The 20,173-nt window shown below is 47.5% G+C and carries 14 protein-coding genes and 1 pseudogene; 12 read left to right on the top strand and 3 right to left on the bottom strand.

The features are described from left to right. The first annotated feature begins 677 nt into the window (after positions 1-677). From B5G10_RS07825 to B5G10_RS07805, 4 genes and pseudogenes are all read left to right on the top strand, one after another. Entirely contained in the window at positions 678-3,281 is a 2,604-nt protein-coding gene (locus B5G10_RS07825) for a TIM-barrel domain-containing protein (protein WP_025279392.1), read from the top strand. A gap of 53 nt (positions 3,282-3,334) precedes the next feature. Further along, entirely contained in the window at positions 3,335-4,660 is a 1,326-nt protein-coding gene (locus tag B5G10_RS07820; RefSeq protein WP_087409724.1) for a SusF/SusE family outer membrane protein, read from the top strand. Positions 4,661-4,854: 194 nt separating this feature from the next. Then, positions 4,855-5,403 (top strand): annotated as a pseudogene (locus B5G10_RS07815) (cation:dicarboxylase symporter family transporter); the annotation flags it as partial. 871 nt (positions 5,404-6,274) lie between these two features. Next, the gene (locus B5G10_RS07805) at positions 6,275-6,865 is read left to right on the top strand and encodes a DUF4282 domain-containing protein (RefSeq protein ID WP_087424180.1); all 591 of its coding nucleotides are present in this window, start codon (positions 6,275-6,277) and stop codon (positions 6,863-6,865) included. A gap of 164 nt (positions 6,866-7,029) precedes the next feature. Here B5G10_RS07805 and B5G10_RS07800 read toward each other — a convergent pair whose 3' ends face one another. After that, complete coding sequence (locus B5G10_RS07800; protein ID WP_087424173.1) at positions 7,030-7,419, bottom strand: hypothetical protein; 390 nt, start codon at positions 7,417-7,419, stop codon at positions 7,030-7,032. Between the two features lie 226 nt (positions 7,420-7,645). Between B5G10_RS07800 and B5G10_RS07795 the strand changes: the two genes are divergently transcribed. Both B5G10_RS07795 and B5G10_RS07790 read left to right on the top strand, forming a co-directional pair. Further along, a complete protein-coding gene (locus B5G10_RS07795; RefSeq protein ID WP_087424172.1) occupies positions 7,646-8,431 on the top strand; it encodes an META domain-containing protein in 786 nt (261 codons plus the stop codon). Positions 8,432-8,682: 251 nt separating this feature from the next. Beyond that, the gene (locus tag B5G10_RS07790) at positions 8,683-9,978 is read left to right on the top strand and encodes an alpha-L-fucosidase (protein WP_087424179.1); all 1,296 of its coding nucleotides are present in this window, start codon (positions 8,683-8,685) and stop codon (positions 9,976-9,978) included. Positions 9,979-10,066: 88 nt separating this feature from the next. On the opposite strand, the gene B5G10_RS07785 is transcribed toward B5G10_RS07790, so the two are convergent. Beyond that, positions 10,067-10,480 (bottom strand): cupin domain-containing protein, encoded by a 414-nt coding sequence (locus B5G10_RS07785; RefSeq protein WP_087424171.1) that lies wholly within the window; start codon positions 10,478-10,480, stop codon positions 10,067-10,069. A 171-nt stretch (positions 10,481-10,651) separates the two neighbouring features. Here B5G10_RS07785 and B5G10_RS07780 point away from each other — a divergent pair, with 171 nt between their 5' ends. The 3 genes from B5G10_RS07780 (at position 10,652) to B5G10_RS07770 (ending at position 15,522) form a co-directional block, all read left to right on the top strand. Further along, positions 10,652-11,014 (top strand): helix-turn-helix domain-containing protein, encoded by a 363-nt coding sequence (locus B5G10_RS07780; RefSeq protein WP_087424170.1) that lies wholly within the window; start codon positions 10,652-10,654, stop codon positions 11,012-11,014. A gap of 176 nt (positions 11,015-11,190) precedes the next feature. Beyond that, on the top strand, positions 11,191-14,037 hold the full coding sequence (locus tag B5G10_RS07775) for a TonB-dependent receptor (RefSeq protein WP_087424169.1): 2,847 nt from the start codon (positions 11,191-11,193) through the stop codon (positions 14,035-14,037). Between the two features lie 42 nt (positions 14,038-14,079). Beyond that, entirely contained in the window at positions 14,080-15,522 is a 1,443-nt protein-coding gene (locus B5G10_RS07770) for a hypothetical protein (protein WP_087424168.1), read from the top strand. A gap of 134 nt (positions 15,523-15,656) precedes the next feature. On the opposite strand, the gene B5G10_RS07765 is transcribed toward B5G10_RS07770, so the two are convergent. Beyond that, a complete protein-coding gene (locus B5G10_RS07765) occupies positions 15,657-16,448 on the bottom strand; it encodes a DeoR/GlpR family DNA-binding transcription regulator (protein ID WP_087424167.1) in 792 nt (263 codons plus the stop codon). Between the two features lie 376 nt (positions 16,449-16,824). On the opposite strand from B5G10_RS07765, the gene B5G10_RS07760 reads away from it, so the two are divergent. Genes B5G10_RS07760 through B5G10_RS07750 form a run of 3 tightly spaced genes read left to right on the top strand, consistent with a single transcriptional unit; the run spans position 16,825 to position 20,169 of the window. After that, positions 16,825-17,964, top strand: coding sequence for an SIS domain-containing protein (locus tag B5G10_RS07760; RefSeq protein WP_087424166.1), 1,140 nt, complete (start codon positions 16,825-16,827; stop codon positions 17,962-17,964). A 13-nt stretch (positions 17,965-17,977) separates the two neighbouring features. Continuing rightward, a complete protein-coding gene (locus B5G10_RS07755) occupies positions 17,978-19,219 on the top strand; it encodes a class II D-tagatose-bisphosphate aldolase, non-catalytic subunit (protein ID WP_087424165.1) in 1,242 nt (413 codons plus the stop codon). Continuing rightward, positions 19,216-20,169 carry a carbohydrate kinase family protein gene (locus B5G10_RS07750; RefSeq protein WP_087424164.1) on the top strand — a complete coding sequence of 318 codons (954 nt, stop codon included), beginning with the start codon at positions 19,216-19,218 and terminating at the stop codon, positions 20,167-20,169. Before B5G10_RS07755 ends, B5G10_RS07750 begins: the two co-directional genes overlap by 4 nt. Positions 20,170-20,173: the final 4 nt, after the last annotated feature.

Genomic DNA, 20,173 nt, shown 5'->3' with positions numbered 1-20,173 from the left:
TTGATGGCTACCGCAAAGTTACTGATGTTCTAATCGAAAAATTTTCTAATGCTTATAACTTATTGATGTTTAATAATTAAACCCTTGTCGGAGAATTTTTCTCCGGACACTAGTGATATAGTTCTTCGTCCACACTGCAAGCCGACGCCATTTCGGCAATCGTCAGCCCCAGCGCGTCGCGCAAACCTTTAAGACGGTTTGCCACTTCTTCAATATGACTCATAGCGTTTCTTTTTTAATGGTTTTACACGTCCTTTCCTTAAGGACTCTCGCAAAATTAGGAAATAATTTCGCAGATTGTAGTCGGCTCGGGCAAAAAAATTGCATAAGTTATTCTATATTACACATTTGCGTTCCATGTGTGCAACACACTCCGGCAAGAAGTGTGCAAAAAATACCCGACACGGCAAGTTTTCACAGCCGTTAACGCTTGCAGAACTAAAAAATCAAACAACTAAATCAAAAATGTTTGTTACGTATGTTTTCAAAGAAACAATCGCAATAAATACGCAACCGAACTCTACTTTTTATAATGAATTAAAAACATAATTCACTGTTTATCTTGTAATTAACATTTAATTCTACTACTTTATTCCTACTCTTGTTTTACAATCCTTTCTGCTCTAATTATATTTGCATAAACACATCACTTTAAACACTAACAAAAAACTAAAAACATGAAAAATCTTTTACTTATCTGTGTATTTTTTATTCTTTCATTTCTGCAAATATTAGCAGCAGAGAACAATCCTGTAGCAGATCCAAAAGCTATTGTCCGATCTGGGGATATGCGCTTTACAATTCTAACCCCTGAAATGATTCGTATAGAATGGAGTGACAAACAAATCTTTGAAGACCGTGCTTCATTTACTGTGATAAATCGTCGTTTACCTGTTCCAGAATATGAAACATGGGAAGACGAAGAATTCCTATACATCAAAACAGAAAAACTATTATTACAATATCGCTTAAACAGTTTTCCTGGCACATTCAATCCAGCCAGCTCTAAAAATTTAAAAATTACATTTGAGGTGGATGGACAGACTGTCGTCTGGTATCCTTGGAAAAAAGACCCATTAAACCTAAAGGGAACAATGCGCACGCTTGATGGTGCCGACGGAGAAAACAAACGTGCGGAGATGGAAGACGGACTTCTTTCCCGTTCGGGATGGTACGTAATTGATGAGACAGCTGAACGAGCAGATGGAGGCATCAGCCTAATGTTAGATAAGCGTGAAGATGGTGTTGACTGGGTATCTCAACGTCAGGATCCGCCTGCAATGGACTGGTATTTCATGGGATATGGACACAACTACAAAAAAGCTCTTTATGACTTCACTCGCATAGCCGGAAAAATTCCTATGCCACCAATGTATGCATTCGGTTACTGGTATTCAAAATATGAAGACTATAGTGCAGATGATTATAAGAATCTGACTTTAGAAATGGAAGAAAACGGCCTGCCGCAAGATGTCATGGTCATCGACATGGATTGGCACTACTCAGGAAGTGAACTTGACGGAGGAAAAGGTGGATGGACCGGATGGAGTTGGAACACACGTTTGATTCCAGATCCTAAAGGATTGTTAAACTGGCTACACGAAAAGAAACTTAAAGCCACATTGAACCTTCACCCAGCTTATGGAATAGCCCCTTATGAAGATAATTATCAGGCACTTTACAATGACCTTCAATCAAGAGGTATGGATTTGACTGCCGACAGCATCATCAATGAAGATGGTACTATTCGATGGAATTTGGAAAATGAAGATTTTTATAAAGCCTTTTTTAAAAACATAATCCGCCCACATGAAAATATAGGAGTTGACTTTTGGTGGCTTGACTGGCAACAATGGCTGCTTGCAGAAAACGAAGAAAAACTCAGTAACACATTTTGGTGCAATCATGTATTTTACAATGACATGAAAGCAAAAGGACAAGCCCGTCCGATAATTTTCCACCGTTGGGGAGGATTGGGCAGTCATCGTTATCAGATAGGTTTCTCAGGAGACTCCCACACATCATTCGAAACTCTAAAATTTGAAACATACTTCACATCTACAGCTTCCAACGTCGGTTACGGATACTGGAGTCATGATATAGGCGGACACCATCAAAACGGAGAAAACAATCCCGAGTTATTTTTACGCTGGATCCAATTTGGTGTTTTTTCCCCAATAATCCGTACACATAGTTCAAACAATCCGGACGTCGAACGCCGAATGTGGAAATATCCCAACTATCCATTAATGCGCGAAGCGGTAAAACTTAGATACGCAATGGTACCCTATATATATACACAAGCACGCGTTTCCTACGACACAGGTATTTCCCTCTGCCGTCCATTATATTATGAATGGCCAGAAAACAACGAAGCATATAAGCACGATGATGAATATATGTTTGGTAATGATATTTTAGCAGCTCCAATTGTAAAAGCTGCAGATGCAGACGGAACTATAAGTAAAACGATATGGTTACCAGAAGGTAAATGGTATGAAGTTTGTTCTGGTGAAATCTTAGAAGGTAACCAGTCTTATACCCGTACATTTACACAAAGTGACATACCTCACTATATTAAAGAAGGTGCCATCATTCCATATTTCCCCGAATTAATGGATTTGAAAAGCCGTCCTGACAAATTGATATTAAAATTCATCCCGGGTTCAAAAGGTGAATTACGCTATTACGAGGATGAAAATGATAATGACAATTATGAAAACGGAGCATTTACCTTTACACCTATTACCCAAGAAAAAAATGGGAATGAGGGTATATATACAATTCACCCTATCGAAGGATATTTCAACGGAATGCTTAATGAACGTAGCTACGATATTGAATTATTAGCCGTCAATAAGCCTGAGAATGTAGTTGTCAACGGCCTTACATATACTTATGCAAACGATGAAAAGCCTGGTACTTGGAAATATGACAGCGCAAAACGTACAGCCATAATTTACCTTCCTAAAATTGCATGTGATCAGGAAACAAAAATAGTTGTAACACACGGCATGAGTTCTATTAACGACATAAAGGAATCCAAACAAGCTGTCATTTCCTACTCAAGCGATAGCCGACAAATGCAAGTTTCTCTCGACAAAAATTGCAATAATATACACGTAAGTCTATTCGATGTTATGGGAAAAAACCTATTGTCAGACCATTTCAAAGACGCCCGAAATATCCTGCTTGATTTATCAACAATACCTTCAGACGGATTATGCATTGTTCAACTGACTTACGATAATCATATTCAAACACAAAAAATTATTCTTTAAGACTTTATAATTTTAATCAAAAACACATTTACTAACTATTAAAAATTAACGCTATGAAACGTATATCACTAATGCTTATCCTTGCCTTACTTTTCTTAAAAGTAGCGGCCCAAAATTACACCCAAGTCTATCTTATTGGAGGTGCAGCACCTAACGGATGGGATAATAATAAGGCAGAATACATGACACCGGTTTCCACAACTGAAGAAAACGCCATTTTCACTTGGACAGGTCCGTTGAAAGCAAGTGACTTCAAATTCATCAACACTTTGGGAACTTGGCAACCATCTTTTAATGCTCCAACAGAAAATGAGCCTATTGAACTCGGCAAATCTCATAACCTCGTATATAATGAAAGCGGCAATGACCATAAATTCATGTTATCAGAATCCGGGTTTTATACAGTTACCGTCGATTTGAAGAAACTTACCATGGTAGTTGAAAAGGCCAATGTCGAAATACCGGAAGAATTATGGATAACTGGAACAGCTATTCCAGAAGGAACTGTAAAATTATCAAAAATTTATGGAGTAGCCAATTTCGCTTACAACGGCGAACTACAGCAAGGAGAACTTAAAATAATGACAACCCCGACACCAGACGAAACAACAGAATATATCATTCCTTCTGAAGAAGCAATGGACATTACAGGCAAAACAACTCTGACAACAACAACAGACTCAAAACAACCTGGATGGAACGTCATGGTTGCAGATCCTGCTTATAAAATAAAAATAGACCTGGCTGCAAAAGAAGTAAATGCAGAAATATACAAATCACCGGAAATGTTGTATATCGTAGGAGGTGCAACCGAATGCGGCTGGAATGTTGACTCTGCCATCCCTTTTACAAAGGATACCAACAATCCAGACCAGTTTGTATTCACAGGTGAATTAAAAATACGTCCTGAAAATGTCGGAAGCAACGAATTCAAAATTCTTGGACAAAGAACTTGGGATCCATACAGTCTACACCCATATACTGAAAATGAAAAAATACTCGAATCAACAAGTTTCAGAATCGGCGGAAACGACACCAAATGGATTGTTGATAGTGACAAACAAGGCATTTACACTATTACAGTAAATACTTTCTATGAGACTATTTCAGCGCGCTTCGAACCGACCTCCAAAGTAGACATGCTTGAAACTGACAAGTATTTTCATTATAATGTATCAGGAAATGAGGTACACGTTTCCATGATTGACGGATATTCAGCTGACAACGTACAACTAATAAGCCTCGATGGAAAAATTGTATATTCTGCACAGAATAAAACAAATAGTTTTACAATAAGCAATAATAGTGCAACTGGAATATATATATTCAAAATCAGCTGCAATGGAAAAGTTTTTGCCCAACAAGTTGCATTACAATAAAATGCAAATAATCAAGGGAACAACAAACTTTGATGAATAAAACAGAGACCGGCCCAATAATAGTTGGACCGGTCTCTTATTTAAAATACACTTCAAAAACTTTCTTCAACGCTTGCAGAACTAAAGGGAAAATGTAACTTTGCATCTACACAATAACAATACTCCACACTATGAATTTCTGGAATCTTATATCTTTGAAAAAACATCGTATCGGACTGCTGCCGCGTATCCTGATAGCCATTCTGCTGGGAATCGTATTCGGAAACTATATGCCCGACTGGGCGGTGAGAGTTTTCGTCACCTTCAATGCGCTGTTCAGCGAATTTCTCGGATTTATCATTCCGCTTATTATAGTGGGACTGGTGGTTCCTGCCATTGCCGACATCGGCCGGTCGGCAGGAAAAATGCTGCTCGTCACCACACTCGTTGCCTATTGCGCGACACTGTTTTCCGGCTTCCTGTTGTATTTCACCGGAGCGGCTTTGTTCCCCGGCATGATAACAACGGGCATACCGATTGAGGAAGTGAGCCAAAACAACAGTGTCACTCCGTTCTTCACCATCAGCATACCACCGCTGATGAACGTGATGACGGCACTGTTTCTGGCGTTCACCGTCGGCATCGGACTGTCGCGCCTCTACACCACGGCGCTGAAGGATATGATGAACGACTTCAAGGAAATCGTAATGCGCACCATCGGAGCGGTTGTCCTTCCATTGCTACCAATTTATATTTTCGGTATCACTGCTGTCCGGAGAAATTTTACCATAAAGTAGGTTGCTCGACAGAACCCGCCTCCGGAACACAAACGGGAGTTGTCGGCTGATTATAAATTTCACGGATATCCGCCCTCTGGAAGAGGACTTGTCCGATTGAGTTAGAGCACTAGTGTCCGGAGAATTTTTCTCCGGACACTAGTGATTACGTTTACATAATATACTCACGCACCCGCGACCGATATTACGTAGGTTATACCCACGATATCGCCGGACGGTTGGGCAAGCACAATGCAGGAGCGACCCCGAGTACACGGAGCGGCCGACCCTGGGAGTTGGTATATAGTGAGTCCTATGCAGAAAAGAGAGCCGCTATTAGTCGCGAACGAGAGATTAAGGATAAGAAAAGTCGAGTGTATATCGAGCAGTTGATAGCGAAGGGTTAGAGCGTCCCGATGCAGAATCGGGAAGGTCCCGGGATCATACCCCGGTCTCGCTACGAAAGCATTGAGGGAGTGTCGAATTTCGGCGCTCCTTTTTTATATGGGTATCACATATATCTTATATCACACACGATGCGAGGCCAGAGATATGACTATTGAAATCGGGTATGGAATAAGCGGAAGATACTATAAGAAAAAAATATATATTCATTGGATTTAAAAGATTTTCACTATATTTGTAGAGACTCAGAGGAGAATCGGTATCATCGATGGGGGCTTTAAGTCTTTTGGGATTATACCGTTTACCTGAATATAGAGTAGTTAAATTTTGAGAATATAAATTCGAGTTATTGCGATACTCACCATTTAATCATAAAGAGAGCATGTAAAGGCAAAAGGCCTCTTTTGCATGCTTGAGGGACAAATTGAAGGCCTGCATAAAAATATTTTTTACTATGGATGACAAGTTATTATCATTCCTTGATCCTGTATGGCGGTATATCGACAACGGGTCGTTTTTCAGAGAACCGTTTCGCTGGCTATACATTGCTATTGCCGCATTGAATCTGCTTTTCCCTTTTGTGGTAATTTTCTTATCTGTTGAGGGTGGAATATTTAAGTATATGCCCGGTGGGACAATCTTTGCTTTTGTGCTGGTATTTATTCTTTTGTTGGCCCTTGGCGCTATGAGTTTCCTCCTTTGGATGAACAGACAGAAGAAACTGAAAGAAATGTTGCACGAGAAGAATGAGTTTGTAGCCATTCCTATGGTGTCGCATTTTATCCAGACTCTGGGTGAGTGGATGGGCTTCTATATCGGTATATTGGGCTGTGTAGCCTCGCTGCTGTTCATGTTGTTCGGCGGAGGTGATAGTGTAATCAATAGCCTGTTGCCGCTGGGGACAGGTATAGTGATGGTGATTGTGTATCCCATCATGGGTTTCTTGATTGTGGTATCGGCACGCCTCCTGGCCGAGTTGTATCGGGCCTTGGCTTCGATTGCCAACAATACGAAACGGATTTCGTCGCACATCGACGATAAATAATTCAAAGAGAGCTGCTCGCTCTGGTGAGCAGGGTGGCTCTATTGTGGTGAGTCTTTAACAAAAAAATGAAGCGACGGCCCCGTGGGAGTATGGGTGTCCGTCGCTTCTCATCTAGGAAAGAGGGGGATTGGATTTTCTTCTTGTGCGCCCCTTTGAGTTGGGCTTTATGGAGCCAGAGGGGCGATGTTGATAATCTGTTCTACCCGATAGACTCCATCGTATTCGGCGGCGAAGCCTTCGGTCGATTTCCCGCAGTCGGTCACTTGCAGTGCGACCTTTACCGGGGTGTAGGGCTTGGCTTGTTCGCCCACGGGTTGGCGATACAGCTCTTGCAACATACCGGTAGTATCGGTTACCCAATATTCGGTAGTGTCGCCGTCGGCTACAAACGAGCTTACCTCATGCCCGATAATCAAGCGTCCCTCTACGTTGAAGGGCTGCGATGGGAGCGTTTGTAGCTCCTCCGATTGCTCGGCCGGGGCGGTTGGTCGATGGCACGCCAGACTCATGAGGAGCGTGACGGTAGCCAGTGTCAGGAACAGAATCTTCTTCATTGTCGAGGTCTGTTTAGATGATTTGTAACATCTGTAAAGTTATTCTTAAAACGCAATGGGGGTACGGTTCCCCTACTGAGAGAGACAAAAAATGTAGTGAAACTTCGGTTTTTAAATGTTTTTAATATAAAAAGGTGCAGTATTGGCTCCTATCTTTGTTTTACTTTATAAAACGGCAAGAGAGTTGTCGGGAAATAAATATAGAATAGAAACTAAAAAAGAGAATATGAAAACAAAATGGTTATCGATAGCGATGGCTGCAGCCTCGCTCGTATTGGTATCGTGCCACACGGCCAAGGAGGCTGTGGCTGTAAACGAAAACGATATTGCCGGGGAATGGAACATTGTAGAGATTCAGGGGAAACCGGTCCAGGCCGAGTCGCAACCTTTTATTGGCTTTGATGTAAAGGAGAGCCGCATCTATGGTTATAGTGGTTGTAACCGTCTGATGGGGGCTTTGAATTTTTCGAGTCCCAACAAAATCGTGTTGGGCGACATGGCTTCTACGATGATGGCTTGTCCCGACTTGAATACCGAGCGCAGTGTGCTCGATGCGCTGGCTTCGGTAAGAAGTATGGCCTTCTCGGGCAAGGATCTGTTGCTCTATGGGGCAGGCAAGTCGCCGGTGATGCGGTTGCAGAAACATTTTGAGGTCGTGCCGTTGTCGCGCTTGAATGGCGAGTGGACGGTAGTGGCTGTGAATGGTACCGCTTTGCCTGCCGGTATGGAGAATGTTCCGTCGCTCAACTTGGAAATTGCCGCCAATCGGGTGAGCGGTAACTCGGGTTGCAACCGGTTGTCGGGCGAGATTCGTCACGATACCGCGGTGGAGAATTCGATTTCGTTTGCCAACGTAGCCTCGACCCGTATGGCTTGTTCCGATATGGATACCGAGAACAAAGTGCTTGCCGCACTGAACAGCGTGTGTGCCTATGGCATGCTCGCGAACGGACATCTGGCTCTGATGGCCGAGGGCAGCACAGTGGTGCTGGAGCTGGAGCGTAGCAAATAATCTTTCACACATTTTATAATAAGGTAAAGCGAGGGGCTCTTTTCCCGAGGGGGAGAGAGTCCCTCGTTTCATGATGAAGGGGCAGGGACCTTCCTGTCGATATCCCCCCAATGAGGCCAGCCCTCATTTTGTCCACCCGATAAAACGGGTATTAAAAAGATTTTTCTAATTTTGTATCGGCCGTGGGAAACATGATGCTCATACTGTGCCCCGGTCTTTTGTCACACATAAAAAACAAAAAACAGATACACATGAAGAGATGGTTTGTCCTGGCGGCCTGCCTCTGCCTGTTTGCCACAGGAGTGCCGGCGCAGAAGTATGTACCCGCACCCGAGAATCTCGAGAGTAGAAAAGAGTTTGCCGAGAGCCGCTTCGGAGTCTTCCTGCATTGGGGACTGTACAGTATGTTTGCCCAGGGCGAATGGTATATGAACAACGACAGTGTCGATGCCCGCGAGTATGCCAAGGCAGCCAATGCCTTCTATCCGCACCGTTTCGATGCCCAGGCTTGGGTCTCGGCCATCAAGGCGGCCGGAGCCAAATACATCTGTTTCACGACCCGTCATCACGAGGGATTCTCCATGTGGGACACGCAATACTCCGATTACAACATCATGAATACCCCCTATGGTCGCGATGTGGTGCGCCAGCTGGCCGACGAGTGTCACCGGCAGGGCATCAAGCTGCACCTGTACTACTCGCACATCGACTGGACTCGCGAGGATTATCCCGCGGGACGAACGGGTAGGGGGACGAAACGGTTGGACCGTGCCGACTGGCCGACCTATTACCGATTCATGAACAACCAGTTGACCGAGCTGCTCACCCGTTATGGCGAAATCGGAGCTATCTGGTTCGACGGTTGGTGGGATCACGATGTCGATACCGTGCCTTTCGATTGGGAGCTGGAAAAACAGTATAAACTCATTCACACCTTGCAGCCCGGATGTCTGGTGGGTAACAATCATCACCAGGTACCTTTCGAGGGAGAAGATATTCAAATCTTCGAGCGCGATGTTCCCGGCGAAAACAAGGCGGGGCTCTCGGGTCAGGATATCAGCGCTCTGCCGCTTGAAACTTGCCAGACCATGAACTACTCGTGGGGATACCGGGTGACCGATCACTATTATAAATCGACCAAGGAGCTTATTCGGCTATTGGTGCGCACCTCGGGCAAAGGGGCTAACCTGCTGCTCAATGTCGGTCCGCAACCCGACGGTACGTTGCCCGAGATGGCTTTGGAACGCTTGGCCGAGATGGGCAAGTGGCTCGACCGCTATGGCGAGTCGATTTATGCTACCACGGCCGGCGGCTGCAATCAGGGCGACAGTATCATTACCACCCGCAACGGCAACAGCCTCTATGTGCATCTGCTCGACACGGCCATCGACCGGGTGAGTATGCCCCTGCCACAGAAGGTGAAACGGGTAGAGGTGCTGGGCGAAAATCGCCGCATGGACTATACCTATAAGAAAGGTCGTCTCGATTTTGCGGTCGATATCCCCGACGACTGCATCGACTATGTGGTGAAAGTGACGCTTAAGTAAGCTCTTCTTGGGCCCAGATAAAACGCAGGGCATCCATTCCTTGAACGGGATGGATGCCCTGCGATTGTTTTTAGGGAGAGGTAGCGCCTTATTTCCAAGCCGTAGCCTGCTCGGTAATTTCGGCATCGCCCATGGTACATTGTTCGAGGCTACCCTCTTTGGCCTGGATGCAGAGGTAGAGCATGCTCGTGTTTGAGGTGCAGCGCAACGAGCGGTTGCAGTGGGTGGCTACACGCACGATAGAGCCCTCGGCAATGGGGAAGGCCGTGTCGTTGACCTGGAAGTCGCCCGAGCCCCGCAAAATCAAATAGATCTCTTCGTTCTCCTTGTGGCTGTGAAAGAAGGGGACAGCTTCGCCCGGCTTCAAGGTGCCGAACGAGATTTCGCAACTGGTGGTCCCTACACAATCTTTGATAAACTGTTTGCCGGCAAAAGCGCTCAAGTCGCCTACTGTGGCATAGGTGAATTTTTCGCCCTCATTGATTTTACGAATAGCTTCCATTTCCTTATCGATTAAATTTGTTTATAGTTGGTTACTAAAAATAACTTCATTATTTTTGTAGTGCGAAGATGGTACTTTCGGCCGTTCCTTGCAAGAAGGCACAGCGGCATAGGTAAGTTACACCGAGGTAACGAATACAGAAAATCAGAAGCATAGAAAGTGTTAAATAAGATGAAAACTTTTCTTCACACCGGCGTTTGTCCCGTGCGGGACATTTTGAGCCGACTGGGCAGCAAATGGTCGGTACTGGTACTCGAGACCCTTCACGAGAACGGTACCATGCGGTTCAACGACATACAGCGCTCGCTGGGCGACATCTCGCAGCGTATGCTCACCGTTACGTTGCGGGCACTCGAAGAAGACGGCATGCTCACCCGCCGGGTCTATGCCGAGATTCCACCACGGGTCGAATATACCCTCACCGAGCGAGGCGAAAGTTTTATGCCGGTACTGAGCGAGGTGGTGCGATGGGCTTTTGAACATGCCAACGATATATTGGCTTCGCGGGCCGAACAGCAGGCTGCACAGCAATAAACGCCGTTTGTTGCCATTATCTCTTGGAATAGAACGGGGTGATATTTTTTGAAATATTTTTGATAAACCCAGGTTACCGAAATGTAACAGATGTTATGCATCCATTCACACGTCTGTCACACATTCGTAGTCCCATACCGATACCTTTGCCCTCGAAAGAAAAAAGGTAAGAAAGTATGGGTAAGAACAGATTATTAGCGATTGTTTTAGGTTTTATTTTTCTAATTCGAGCTTTTGGCGCGTTGGCTGCAGCCACCGGGTCGATTACAGGAACCGTAAAGGATAAGAAAAGTGGCGAGTCTATCATTGGAGCTACCATCCAGGTCGAGGGAACCTCGATTGCCACAGCTACCGATATCGACGGAAATTTTGTTTTGAAGAATCTGCCTGTCGGCAAGCAAGTGATTGTTTGCCGCTATCTGTCGTATAAGACAATGCAGATACCGGTAACCGCCGAGGCCGGCGAGAATGTCGCTCCCCTCGATATCGAAATGGAAGAGGATGGGGTCGCCTTGCAAGAGGTGGTGGTCTCGACCTATCGCCGCAACGACACCGAGATGTCGCTCATCGAGGGGATGAAGGCACAGGTGCAGGTGGCAAGCGGTATCTCGTCGCAGCAGATAGCCAAGACCCTCGACCGCGATGCCTCGGAGGTGGTGAAGCGGGTACCGGGTATCTCGATACTCGACGACCGCTTTGTCGTGGTGCGTGGTTTGGCCCAACGATATAATAATGTATGGATCAACGGCAATACGGCCCCCAGTTTGGAGTCGGACAGCCGGGTGTTCTCGTTCGACATGTTGCCCAGTTCGCAAATTGAGAACATGATTATCTACAAGTCACCGGCTCCCGAGATACCGGCCGACTTTGCCGGCGGTTTCATTCGCATCACCACCAAGAGTCTGCCGTTGCGCAACTCGGTTCAGGTGAACTATACGACCGGCTTCAACACCAATACGCAGTTTACCGATACCCGTCTCAACCCCGGCAGCTCGACCGATTGGCTGGGATTCGATGTGAACAAACGGCTGCTCTCGAGCAGCATGCCTTCGCACATGGATATCGCCGGCAGTAACCCCGACGAGGTGACCCGGCTGACCCGTTCGTTCAACTCGGACTGGAGGGTGAAGAGTTTTATTCCCATGCCCGACCAGCGTCTCTCGCTCTCGGTCAACCGTCGGTTCGATACCGAGGGGGGTACCGAGATAGGCATGACCACCTTTATTAATTACAGCAATACCTATAAAACGATACAGGATATCGTGAATGCCCGCTTCGGCGTCTATTCGTCGGAGGCCGACAAGCCCGTGTATCTCGACGACTATATCGACAACCAGTACTCCAACGATGTGCGGGTAGGTGCCATGCACAACTGGTCGTTTGTCTTCAGCGACCGCAACAAACTGGAGTTCCGCAACCTCTTCAACATGTTGGGCAAGAACCGCCTCACCGAGCGTACCGGCGAGCGCAACATAAGCAGCCCCTTCTATCGCGAGGAGACCGAGATGTTGTATCAGTCGCGCCTCACCTATCTGGGGCAGCTGGCCGGTAACCATTTTCTCGACGAGCACAAGGTGCACTCCCTGTCGTGGAATGTAGGATACAGCTATGCCTACAAGACCGAGCCCGATCGCCGTATCATTGTCAACCAGGCCGGTATGAGCGAGGGTACCGATGTGTCGCAGCTGAAGGTAGGCAACGAGGAGATATCGCGTTACTTCCAGTCGCTCAGCGACCACCTCTTCTCGGGTAGTGTCGATTACAAGGGAGCCGTCGATTTGGGTAACATTCACTCGACCGTCAAGGGCGGGTTGATGAGTGAATACCGCACCCGCAGCTATACACCCCGCGAGTTTGTCTATCGCTACGACAATCTCTCGGTCGAGGAGCGCCAGGAGTATCTCTATCTGCCCTACCAGGAGATGATGAGCGACGAGTGGTTGAGTGCCGATAAAGTCTATATCGACGAGATAACTCAGAAGACCAACGCCTACGATGCTACCAACCTGTATGGTGCCGGCTACGGTGCCATCGAGTTGCCCTTGGGCCGGTTCAATGTCTATGCCGGGTTGCGGCTCGAGTACAACAAGCTTCGTCTCACCCGCGACAAGTCGATGTCGGCGTCACAGACCTTGCTCACCAGTCGCGACTATGTCGATCTCGATCTGTTGCCCTCGGTCAATGCAACCTACAACTTCAACGAGAAGCATCTGTTGCGGCTTGCCTATGGCCGTTCGCTCAACCGGGCCGAGTTTCGCGAGGTGTCGCCGGCCGTCTATTACGACTTCGACCTCTTCAACGAGATTGGTGGTAACGAAGATTTGAAGACCTGTAAGATCGACAACCTCGACTTCCGCTATGAGTTCTATCCCGAGCGGGGCGAGATGGTGAGCGTGGGACTCTTCTACAAACACTTCGAGAATCCCATCGAGTGGACCTTCATCGATATGGGCGGTACCCTGCGGTACAACTACGAGAATGCTCTTTCGGCCCAAAGCCTGGGTGCCGAGATAGAGATACGCAAGAGTCTCGACTTTGTGGGAATGCGAGGGTTCAGCCTCTTGTTCAACGCTACGCTCATCAAGAGCAATGTGCGGTTCGACGAGTCGGGCATCATCAAGACCGAAGATCGTCCCATGCAGGGACAGTCGCCCTACATCATCAATGCCGGGCTCTATTACCAGAACGAGAAGTGGGGTCTCATGTCGTCGCTGCTCTACAACCGGTTGGGCAAACGCATCATCGGTATAGGCAAGTCAAACAGTACGACCCACGACGTGAGCGTGAATATCCCCGATACCTATGAGATGCCTCGCAACAGCCTCGACTTCACCATCTCCAAGAAGTTGGGCAAGATCATCGAGCTGAAAGCCGGTGTAAAGGATATCCTGGCCGAGAAGGTGGTTTATAAGCAATTCCCGCAGTTCCACGATGCCGCCGGCCAGCTGCAGGAGCGCGAGCAGGTAACCAAGTCGTATCGACCCGGGCGTGCGGTGAGTGTGGGAGTTACATTTAATTTCTGATTACAATCCTTTTCTATAATACTAACTAAAAAGAAAGTCAAAATGAAAAAACTATTCAAAACGATTGCCTTCGTATGTTTGGCAGCCATGACTGTAGTAAGTTGCGACGAGAGTAATAACGACGAACCCACTCCTGGCGGAACAAGCTATGACTTGGGCGACGGCTCTGATGCTTATGAGATTTCACAAGACATGACTTTGACCTATCCCAATACCTACAACCTGCGTGGTTTTGTTTATGTAACCAACGGGGCTACGCTCACCATCGAGCCGGGTGTGGTAATCAAGGGAGAGAAAGAGTCTAAGGCTACGCTGATTGTAGAGCGTGGTGGCAAACTGATTGCCGAGGGTACGAAAGAACGCCCGATTGTCTTCACGTCGGCCCAGGCTCCGGGCAGCCGCAAACCCGGTGACTGGGGCGGTATCATCCTCTTGGGTAATGCCAAGAACAACAAGGGCGAGCAGACCATCGAGGGTGGTGTGCGCAGTAAACACGGCGGTAACGACGATGCCGACAACTCGGGTATCTTGAAATATGTGCGTTGCGAGTTTGCCGGTATCGAGTATTCGGTCGATAACGAAATCAATGCCATCACCTTCGGGTCGGTTGGTAGTGGAACGACGGTCGATTATGTACAGGTTTCCTACTCGGGCGACGACTCTTACGAGTGGTTTGGCGGTGCCGTGAACTGCAAGCACTTGGTAGCCCTGGGTACTTGGGACGACGACTTCGATACCGACAACGGTTTCTCGGGTAAATTGCAGTTCCTTGCTGCCGTGCGCGACCCGAAGATTGGCGATAAATCGGCCTCCAACGGTTTTGAATCGGACAACTGTAGCGATGCCGCCACCATCGAGCCCTACACCTCGTGTGTATTCTCCAACGTGTCGATGTTCGGTCCGGTAGTCGATCCGGCCAACTACACCGATGAGGCTGGCGTGAACGGTAGCAATACCGATGCTCACTTCCAGGCTGCCATGCACCTGCGTCGTAACACTCAGTTGCGGGTATTCAACTCGGTATTTGCCGGCTTCCCTCTTGGCCTCATTATCGAGAACGACAAGAACTCGACGACTCAGGCATTTGCCACGGCCGGGAAACTGGTGGTCGAGAACTGTCTCTTTGCCGGTATGGTCAAGAATTTCCAAGATGCTCAATACTGGGAGAACAACACGCCCTATAGCCCCACCGACAATGGCGCTTTTGCCGACAGCTACTTCAATCGGGCCGATGGCAAGAACCACGCTTATGCCGCCATTGCCGACCTCAAGTTGCAGGGCAATCCCCAAAACCTTACCGATTTCTGCCTGATTCCTTCGCAAGACAGCCCGCTGGTAAGTCAGGCTGCCGACTGGAGCAACCCGCTGGTAGCTTCGGGCTTTGAGCAGGTATCCTACATCGGGGCCTTCTCGCCCAGCGAAACCGCTTCCAACAACTGGATGACCGGCTGGACCAACATGGATCCCCAGAACACGGTCTATTAATGGGTGTCAATCTTGATTAATCTGATATAATCTAATACAATAACAAGGGTGAGGATATTCGCCCCCAGCAGGGGGAATATCCTCACCTCTTTTTTCATATCAATTAATCGAGTGTGAAATTGCCCGTCAGGGTTTCACATCTCGGGTTCGGCCTCGTAGAGTTTCACGCCCATTTTTTTGATTTGAGATTTTACGTCGGTGGGCATGTTGTTGTCGGTTACAATCGCTCTCAACTGGGCGACAGAGGCGATAAAGGCAAAACTTTTCTTGTTTACTTTCGACGAGTCGAATACGGCAATTGTCTCCTTGGCCATGGTAATCATGGTTTGGTTGATGTTGGCCTCTTCGATGTTGGGGGTGGAGACCCCGCGTTCCAGATTGAAACTATCGACTCCCAGGAAAAGTTTGTCGCAGTAGAATATCTTGAGGGTGTTTTCGGCAATAGGACCCACGGTCGAGAGGCTCGAGTCTCTAAGGTGGCCGCCCAACAGAATCACGTTGAATCGCTTGTATTTGCTCAACTCGATGGCAATATCGATGGCATTGGTGATAATCGTGAGATGTTTGAAGGCGTGCAGATTCTTGGCAATCTCCATGGTTGTGCTGCCCGAGTCGAGAATGATGGTCTCGTTTTCGTGAATGAGGGTGGCGGCCAATCGGCCGATACCCCGTTTCTCGCGATAGTGAAAGCGCTTTTTCTCGGTAGTAGCCTGCTCTTCGACAATGTTGAGCTTGGGCAGTCGTATGGCCCCGCCTCTCACCCGTATGAGCAGATTGCGATTCTCGAGTTCTTCCAGATCTTTTCGGATGGTAACTTCCGAGATGTTGAACGTCTGGCTGAGTGAGGAGACCAGAATCTTGGGACTGTTCTTCAATAACTGTAATATATGGGCTCGCCGTTCTTTTGCCGAATAGTATGTTTCCATGTAGAGTGATATTATGATAAGGTTATTGTATAAATAAGGTTTCGAATCGAAACTTCTGCGATTTCGTTGCTTTTGATATCATTATGATTAAGACCTTACTAAGGTAGCTATTTTTTTTAATATGCCATAATTTAATATTTATTATATTGCCAAATCGATGTAATATAACTTAAATTAACTATCGAAACATTTCGAAATATTATTATTGCATTATAAAATATTCATAATCAGTATATTATTAAATAATATAATAGACAAGCAAATATTATAGATAAAAATATTACGAAACGAAAGCATTTGATTACTATATTTGTGATAGAGAAATAGGACAAGAAGAGATAATAGGAATTCTCAAATTATTTTAATACAGCGTTTTATGAGTTTGTGTAATAGTACGACTGCTACATATCGCGAAATTATGCAGCAACCCGATGTCTGGTTGAAGGCGTATGATCTGGTTTGTAGGAACGAGTCGAATATAAAAAAATTCATTTCGGAGAACCAAATCGACAAGGATACGGAAATTATCCTGACCGGTGCTGGAACGTCGGCATTTATTGGCGATGCTTTGGCCGGACTTTTTGTTGAGAAGGGCTTCGCTCATTGTCGCGCAGTGGCAACGACCGATATGATTACCTATCCCGAGAAGTATTTGCCCGTGGGACGTCCCATTGTGCTGGTATCATTTGCCCGGTCGGGCAACAGCCCCGAGAGTATGGCGGCTGTGCGCATTGCCGACAAATACTGCGAGAAGGTATTTCATATTGTGATTACCTGCAACGAAGAGGGAGACCTGGCTCGGGAGAGCAGTCGCGAGAATGTGCTGCTGCTTCTGCTTCCGGCTGAGACCAACGACAAGAGCTTGGCCATGACCAGTAGCTTCTCGACGATGGCTTTGGTGTCGCTGCTGGTTCTCAATATCAAACAGCTACCCGAGCAGAAAGTCAAGGTAGAGGCCGCTGCCGATTTTGCCCGTGAGATTATTGCTCATAGCGAGAAAGCGCTTGCCGAGATTGCTACCCGTCCCTTCAAACGGGCTGTATTCCTGGGGTCGGGCCCGTTGAAAGGTATTGCCGAGGAGTGTCATTTGAAGTTGCAAGAACTCACCGATGGTACGATTGTGTGCAAGTTCGACTCCTTCCTGGGATTCCGTCACGGACCTAAAGCAGTCATCAACAAAGACACATTGCTGGTCTATCTCTGCTCCAACGAAGAGCGGGTGCTGCGCTATGAAAGAGACCTCATCTGCCAAATCAATGGAAATAACAAGGTGGTGGCTCAAGTAGCCGTCGCACCCGAGGGACTTGAACTTCCCGGTGTACAACTCGACTGGGTGGTCAAGGCCTCCAACCCCGAAGCCCTGAGAGGGAACGAATATGCTTGTATCCCCTATGTGCTGATAGGACAATTGCTGGGATATTACAAGTCGGAAAATCTGGGGCTGAACCCCGACGAGCCTTCGGTCTCGGGAAATATATCGAGAGTGGTCGAAGGCGTAAAAATCTATGATCTCTAAAATAGAAAGAGCCATGAAAACGACACAACCCAAAACCGAATATATACTGAAAAAAATAGCCGAGCTTAAGGAGAAACAGCATATCTCCCGCACGCTTTTGGCTGTGTGTCCCAACTCGATGTCGGTCATCAAGGCCGCATTCCGGGCCGCCAAGCGCAACAATGCGCCCATCAAATTTGCCGCTACGCTCAATCAGGTCGATTGCGATGGCGGATACACGGGTATGACCCAGTCGGTCTTTACCGATGTATTGCGCATGGAGTCGCAGGCTGTCGATTATACCGGCCCCTATATTGTGGCTGTCGATCACGGTGGCCCCTGGTTGAAAGATATACAATCGACCGAAAAGTGGGATACCGACCGGGCCATGGCTGCCGTGAAAAAGTCGTTCGAAGCGGCTATCGCTGCCGGCTATGATTTGATACATGTCGATCCTACAGTCGATATTCATGTACCCAAAGGCGAAATAATCGATATTCACCTGGTTGTAAAACGCACCGTAGAGTTAATTCTTCATACCGAAACTTTCCGTCGGGCCAATGGCTATCCCCCCATCTCGTATGAGGTAGGAACCGAAGAGGTTCATGGCGGTTTGGCCGACGAGAAAGTTTTCGACACCTTCCTCGTAGAGTTGAAAGCCGGTCTCAAGGCTGTGGGTCTGGAGGATGTTTGGCCCTGTTTCATCGTGGGTAAGGTAGGTACCGACTTGCACACCACCACCTTCGATCCCCAGGTTGCCCGCGAGCTCACTGCCAAGGTGGCTCCTTACGGCAGCTACATCAAGGGTCACTATACCGACGGGGTGTCGAATCCTCAGGACTATCCGCTCAGTGGTATGGGAGCCGCCAATGTGGGCCCCGAGTTCACCATCAGCGAGTACGATGCCTTGGCCGAACTCGAGGAGATTGAGAAACAGCTCCATGCCAAAGGTCGTGTAGCCGTCTGCTCCAATATGCAACGGGTACTGTGGCGGTTGGTCGATGAGTCGAACCGCTGGCGCAAATGGTTGCTCGAGCCCGAGAAAGGGCACAAGCTCGACGAACTCACCGACGAACGTCGTCTGTGGCTCATCCGCACGAGCTGTCGCTATATCTGGCAAAAGCCCGAGGCATTGGCCGCACGCAGCCAGTTGTATGAAAATCTGAAGCGCAACGGTTTTGAAGCCGAAGAGATTGTGCTGATGCGTATCGAGCACGATATGGACAAATATTTCAATGCATTCAATTTGGTAAATCTTAATAATTATCTGCTATGAAATCATACGATGTTTTGGCTATCGGGGAGTTGAACGTCGATCTCATCCTGAATCGGTTGGACGGCGAACCCGAGGTTGGAAAAGAGAAATTTGCCGGAGACATGATTCTCACCCTGGGAAGCTCGACGGCCATTTTTGCAGCCAATGCCGCAGCGTTGGGCACAAAAGTGGGATTCGTGGGCATGATCGGGCACGACAACTTTGGGCAATTGATCAAGGAGAGCCTCGAAGCCAAAGGTGTGGATACCTCGATGTTGATAGAGACCGACCGCTATGCTTCGGGCGCGACTATCGTGCTCAACTATGGCGAAGATCGTGCCATGGTCACCTATCAGGGAGCCATGGCTTCGATGTCGTTTGCCGATATCGATCCGGCGGTGTTTGACAAGACCCGTCACATCCACATCTCGTCTATCTTTTTGCAGCCGGCATTGAAAAAGGGGCTGGTCGAATTGCTCGAGTGTGCTCGCGCTCATGGTGCGACAACCTCGCTCGACACCCAGTGGGATCCCGCCGAGACGTGGGATTTTGACTATGCCCGCATCTTGCCGTTGGTATCGGTATTCCTGCCGAACGAGAAAGAGCTCATGCTGCTCACCGCCTCGGCCACGGTCGATGAAGCTGTCGAAAAGATAAGACCGTATGTAAACGTAGCGATAATCAAGATGGGTAATAAAGGTTCTTTGTTGGTTTGCAAGGATAGAGAGGCAGTACTCCTGCCCTCTTTCCTTAACACAGAAGTGGTCGATGCCATTGGGGCAGGCGACAGCTTCAACGCCGGGTGCATCTCGCGGTTTGTCAAGGACGACAGCCTCGAGGAGTGCCAGCGTTTCGGGAACCTCATGGGGGCGGTCAACACAACCGCTGCCGGTGGTACGGGAGCTTTCTCCAGTAAGGAGCACATAGAGACAATTGCGAGAGAAAAATTTAATCAGTTCATCACATTATAATCAT

It is taken from the genome of Barnesiella sp. An55 (genome assembly GCF_002161555.1).
GTDB classification, from domain to species: Bacteria; Bacteroidota; Bacteroidia; order Bacteroidales; family Barnesiellaceae; genus Barnesiella; species Barnesiella merdipullorum.
This window is presented reverse-complemented; position numbering and strand designations above follow the sequence as displayed.

Excerpts from the sequence above, each read along its gene's own strand:
- B5G10_RS07825 (WP_025279392.1), top strand. The coding sequence starts at position 678 with ATGAAAAATCTTTTACTTATCTGTGTATTTTTTATTCTTTCATTTCTG.
- B5G10_RS07820 (WP_087409724.1), top strand. The coding sequence starts at position 3,335 with ATGAAACGTATATCACTAATGCTTATCCTTGCCTTACTTTTCTTAAAA.
- B5G10_RS07805 (WP_087424180.1), top strand. The coding sequence starts at position 6,275 with ATGGATGACAAGTTATTATCATTCCTTGATCCTGTATGGCGGTATATC.
- B5G10_RS07800 (WP_087424173.1), bottom strand. The coding sequence starts at position 7,419 with ATGAAGAAGATTCTGTTCCTGACACTGGCTACCGTCACGCTCCTCATG.
- B5G10_RS07795 (WP_087424172.1), top strand. The coding sequence starts at position 7,646 with ATGAAAACAAAATGGTTATCGATAGCGATGGCTGCAGCCTCGCTCGTA.
- B5G10_RS07790 (WP_087424179.1), top strand. The coding sequence starts at position 8,683 with ATGAAGAGATGGTTTGTCCTGGCGGCCTGCCTCTGCCTGTTTGCCACA.
- B5G10_RS07785 (WP_087424171.1), bottom strand. The coding sequence starts at position 10,480 with ATGGAAGCTATTCGTAAAATCAATGAGGGCGAAAAATTCACCTATGCC.
- B5G10_RS07780 (WP_087424170.1), top strand. The coding sequence starts at position 10,652 with ATGAAAACTTTTCTTCACACCGGCGTTTGTCCCGTGCGGGACATTTTG.
- B5G10_RS07775 (WP_087424169.1), top strand. The coding sequence starts at position 11,191 with ATGGGTAAGAACAGATTATTAGCGATTGTTTTAGGTTTTATTTTTCTA.
- B5G10_RS07770 (WP_087424168.1), top strand. The coding sequence starts at position 14,080 with ATGAAAAAACTATTCAAAACGATTGCCTTCGTATGTTTGGCAGCCATG.
- B5G10_RS07765 (WP_087424167.1), bottom strand. The coding sequence starts at position 16,448 with ATGGAAACATACTATTCGGCAAAAGAACGGCGAGCCCATATATTACAG.
- B5G10_RS07760 (WP_087424166.1), top strand. The coding sequence starts at position 16,825 with ATGAGTTTGTGTAATAGTACGACTGCTACATATCGCGAAATTATGCAG.
- B5G10_RS07755 (WP_087424165.1), top strand. The coding sequence starts at position 17,978 with ATGAAAACGACACAACCCAAAACCGAATATATACTGAAAAAAATAGCC.
- B5G10_RS07750 (WP_087424164.1), top strand. The coding sequence starts at position 19,216 with ATGAAATCATACGATGTTTTGGCTATCGGGGAGTTGAACGTCGATCTC.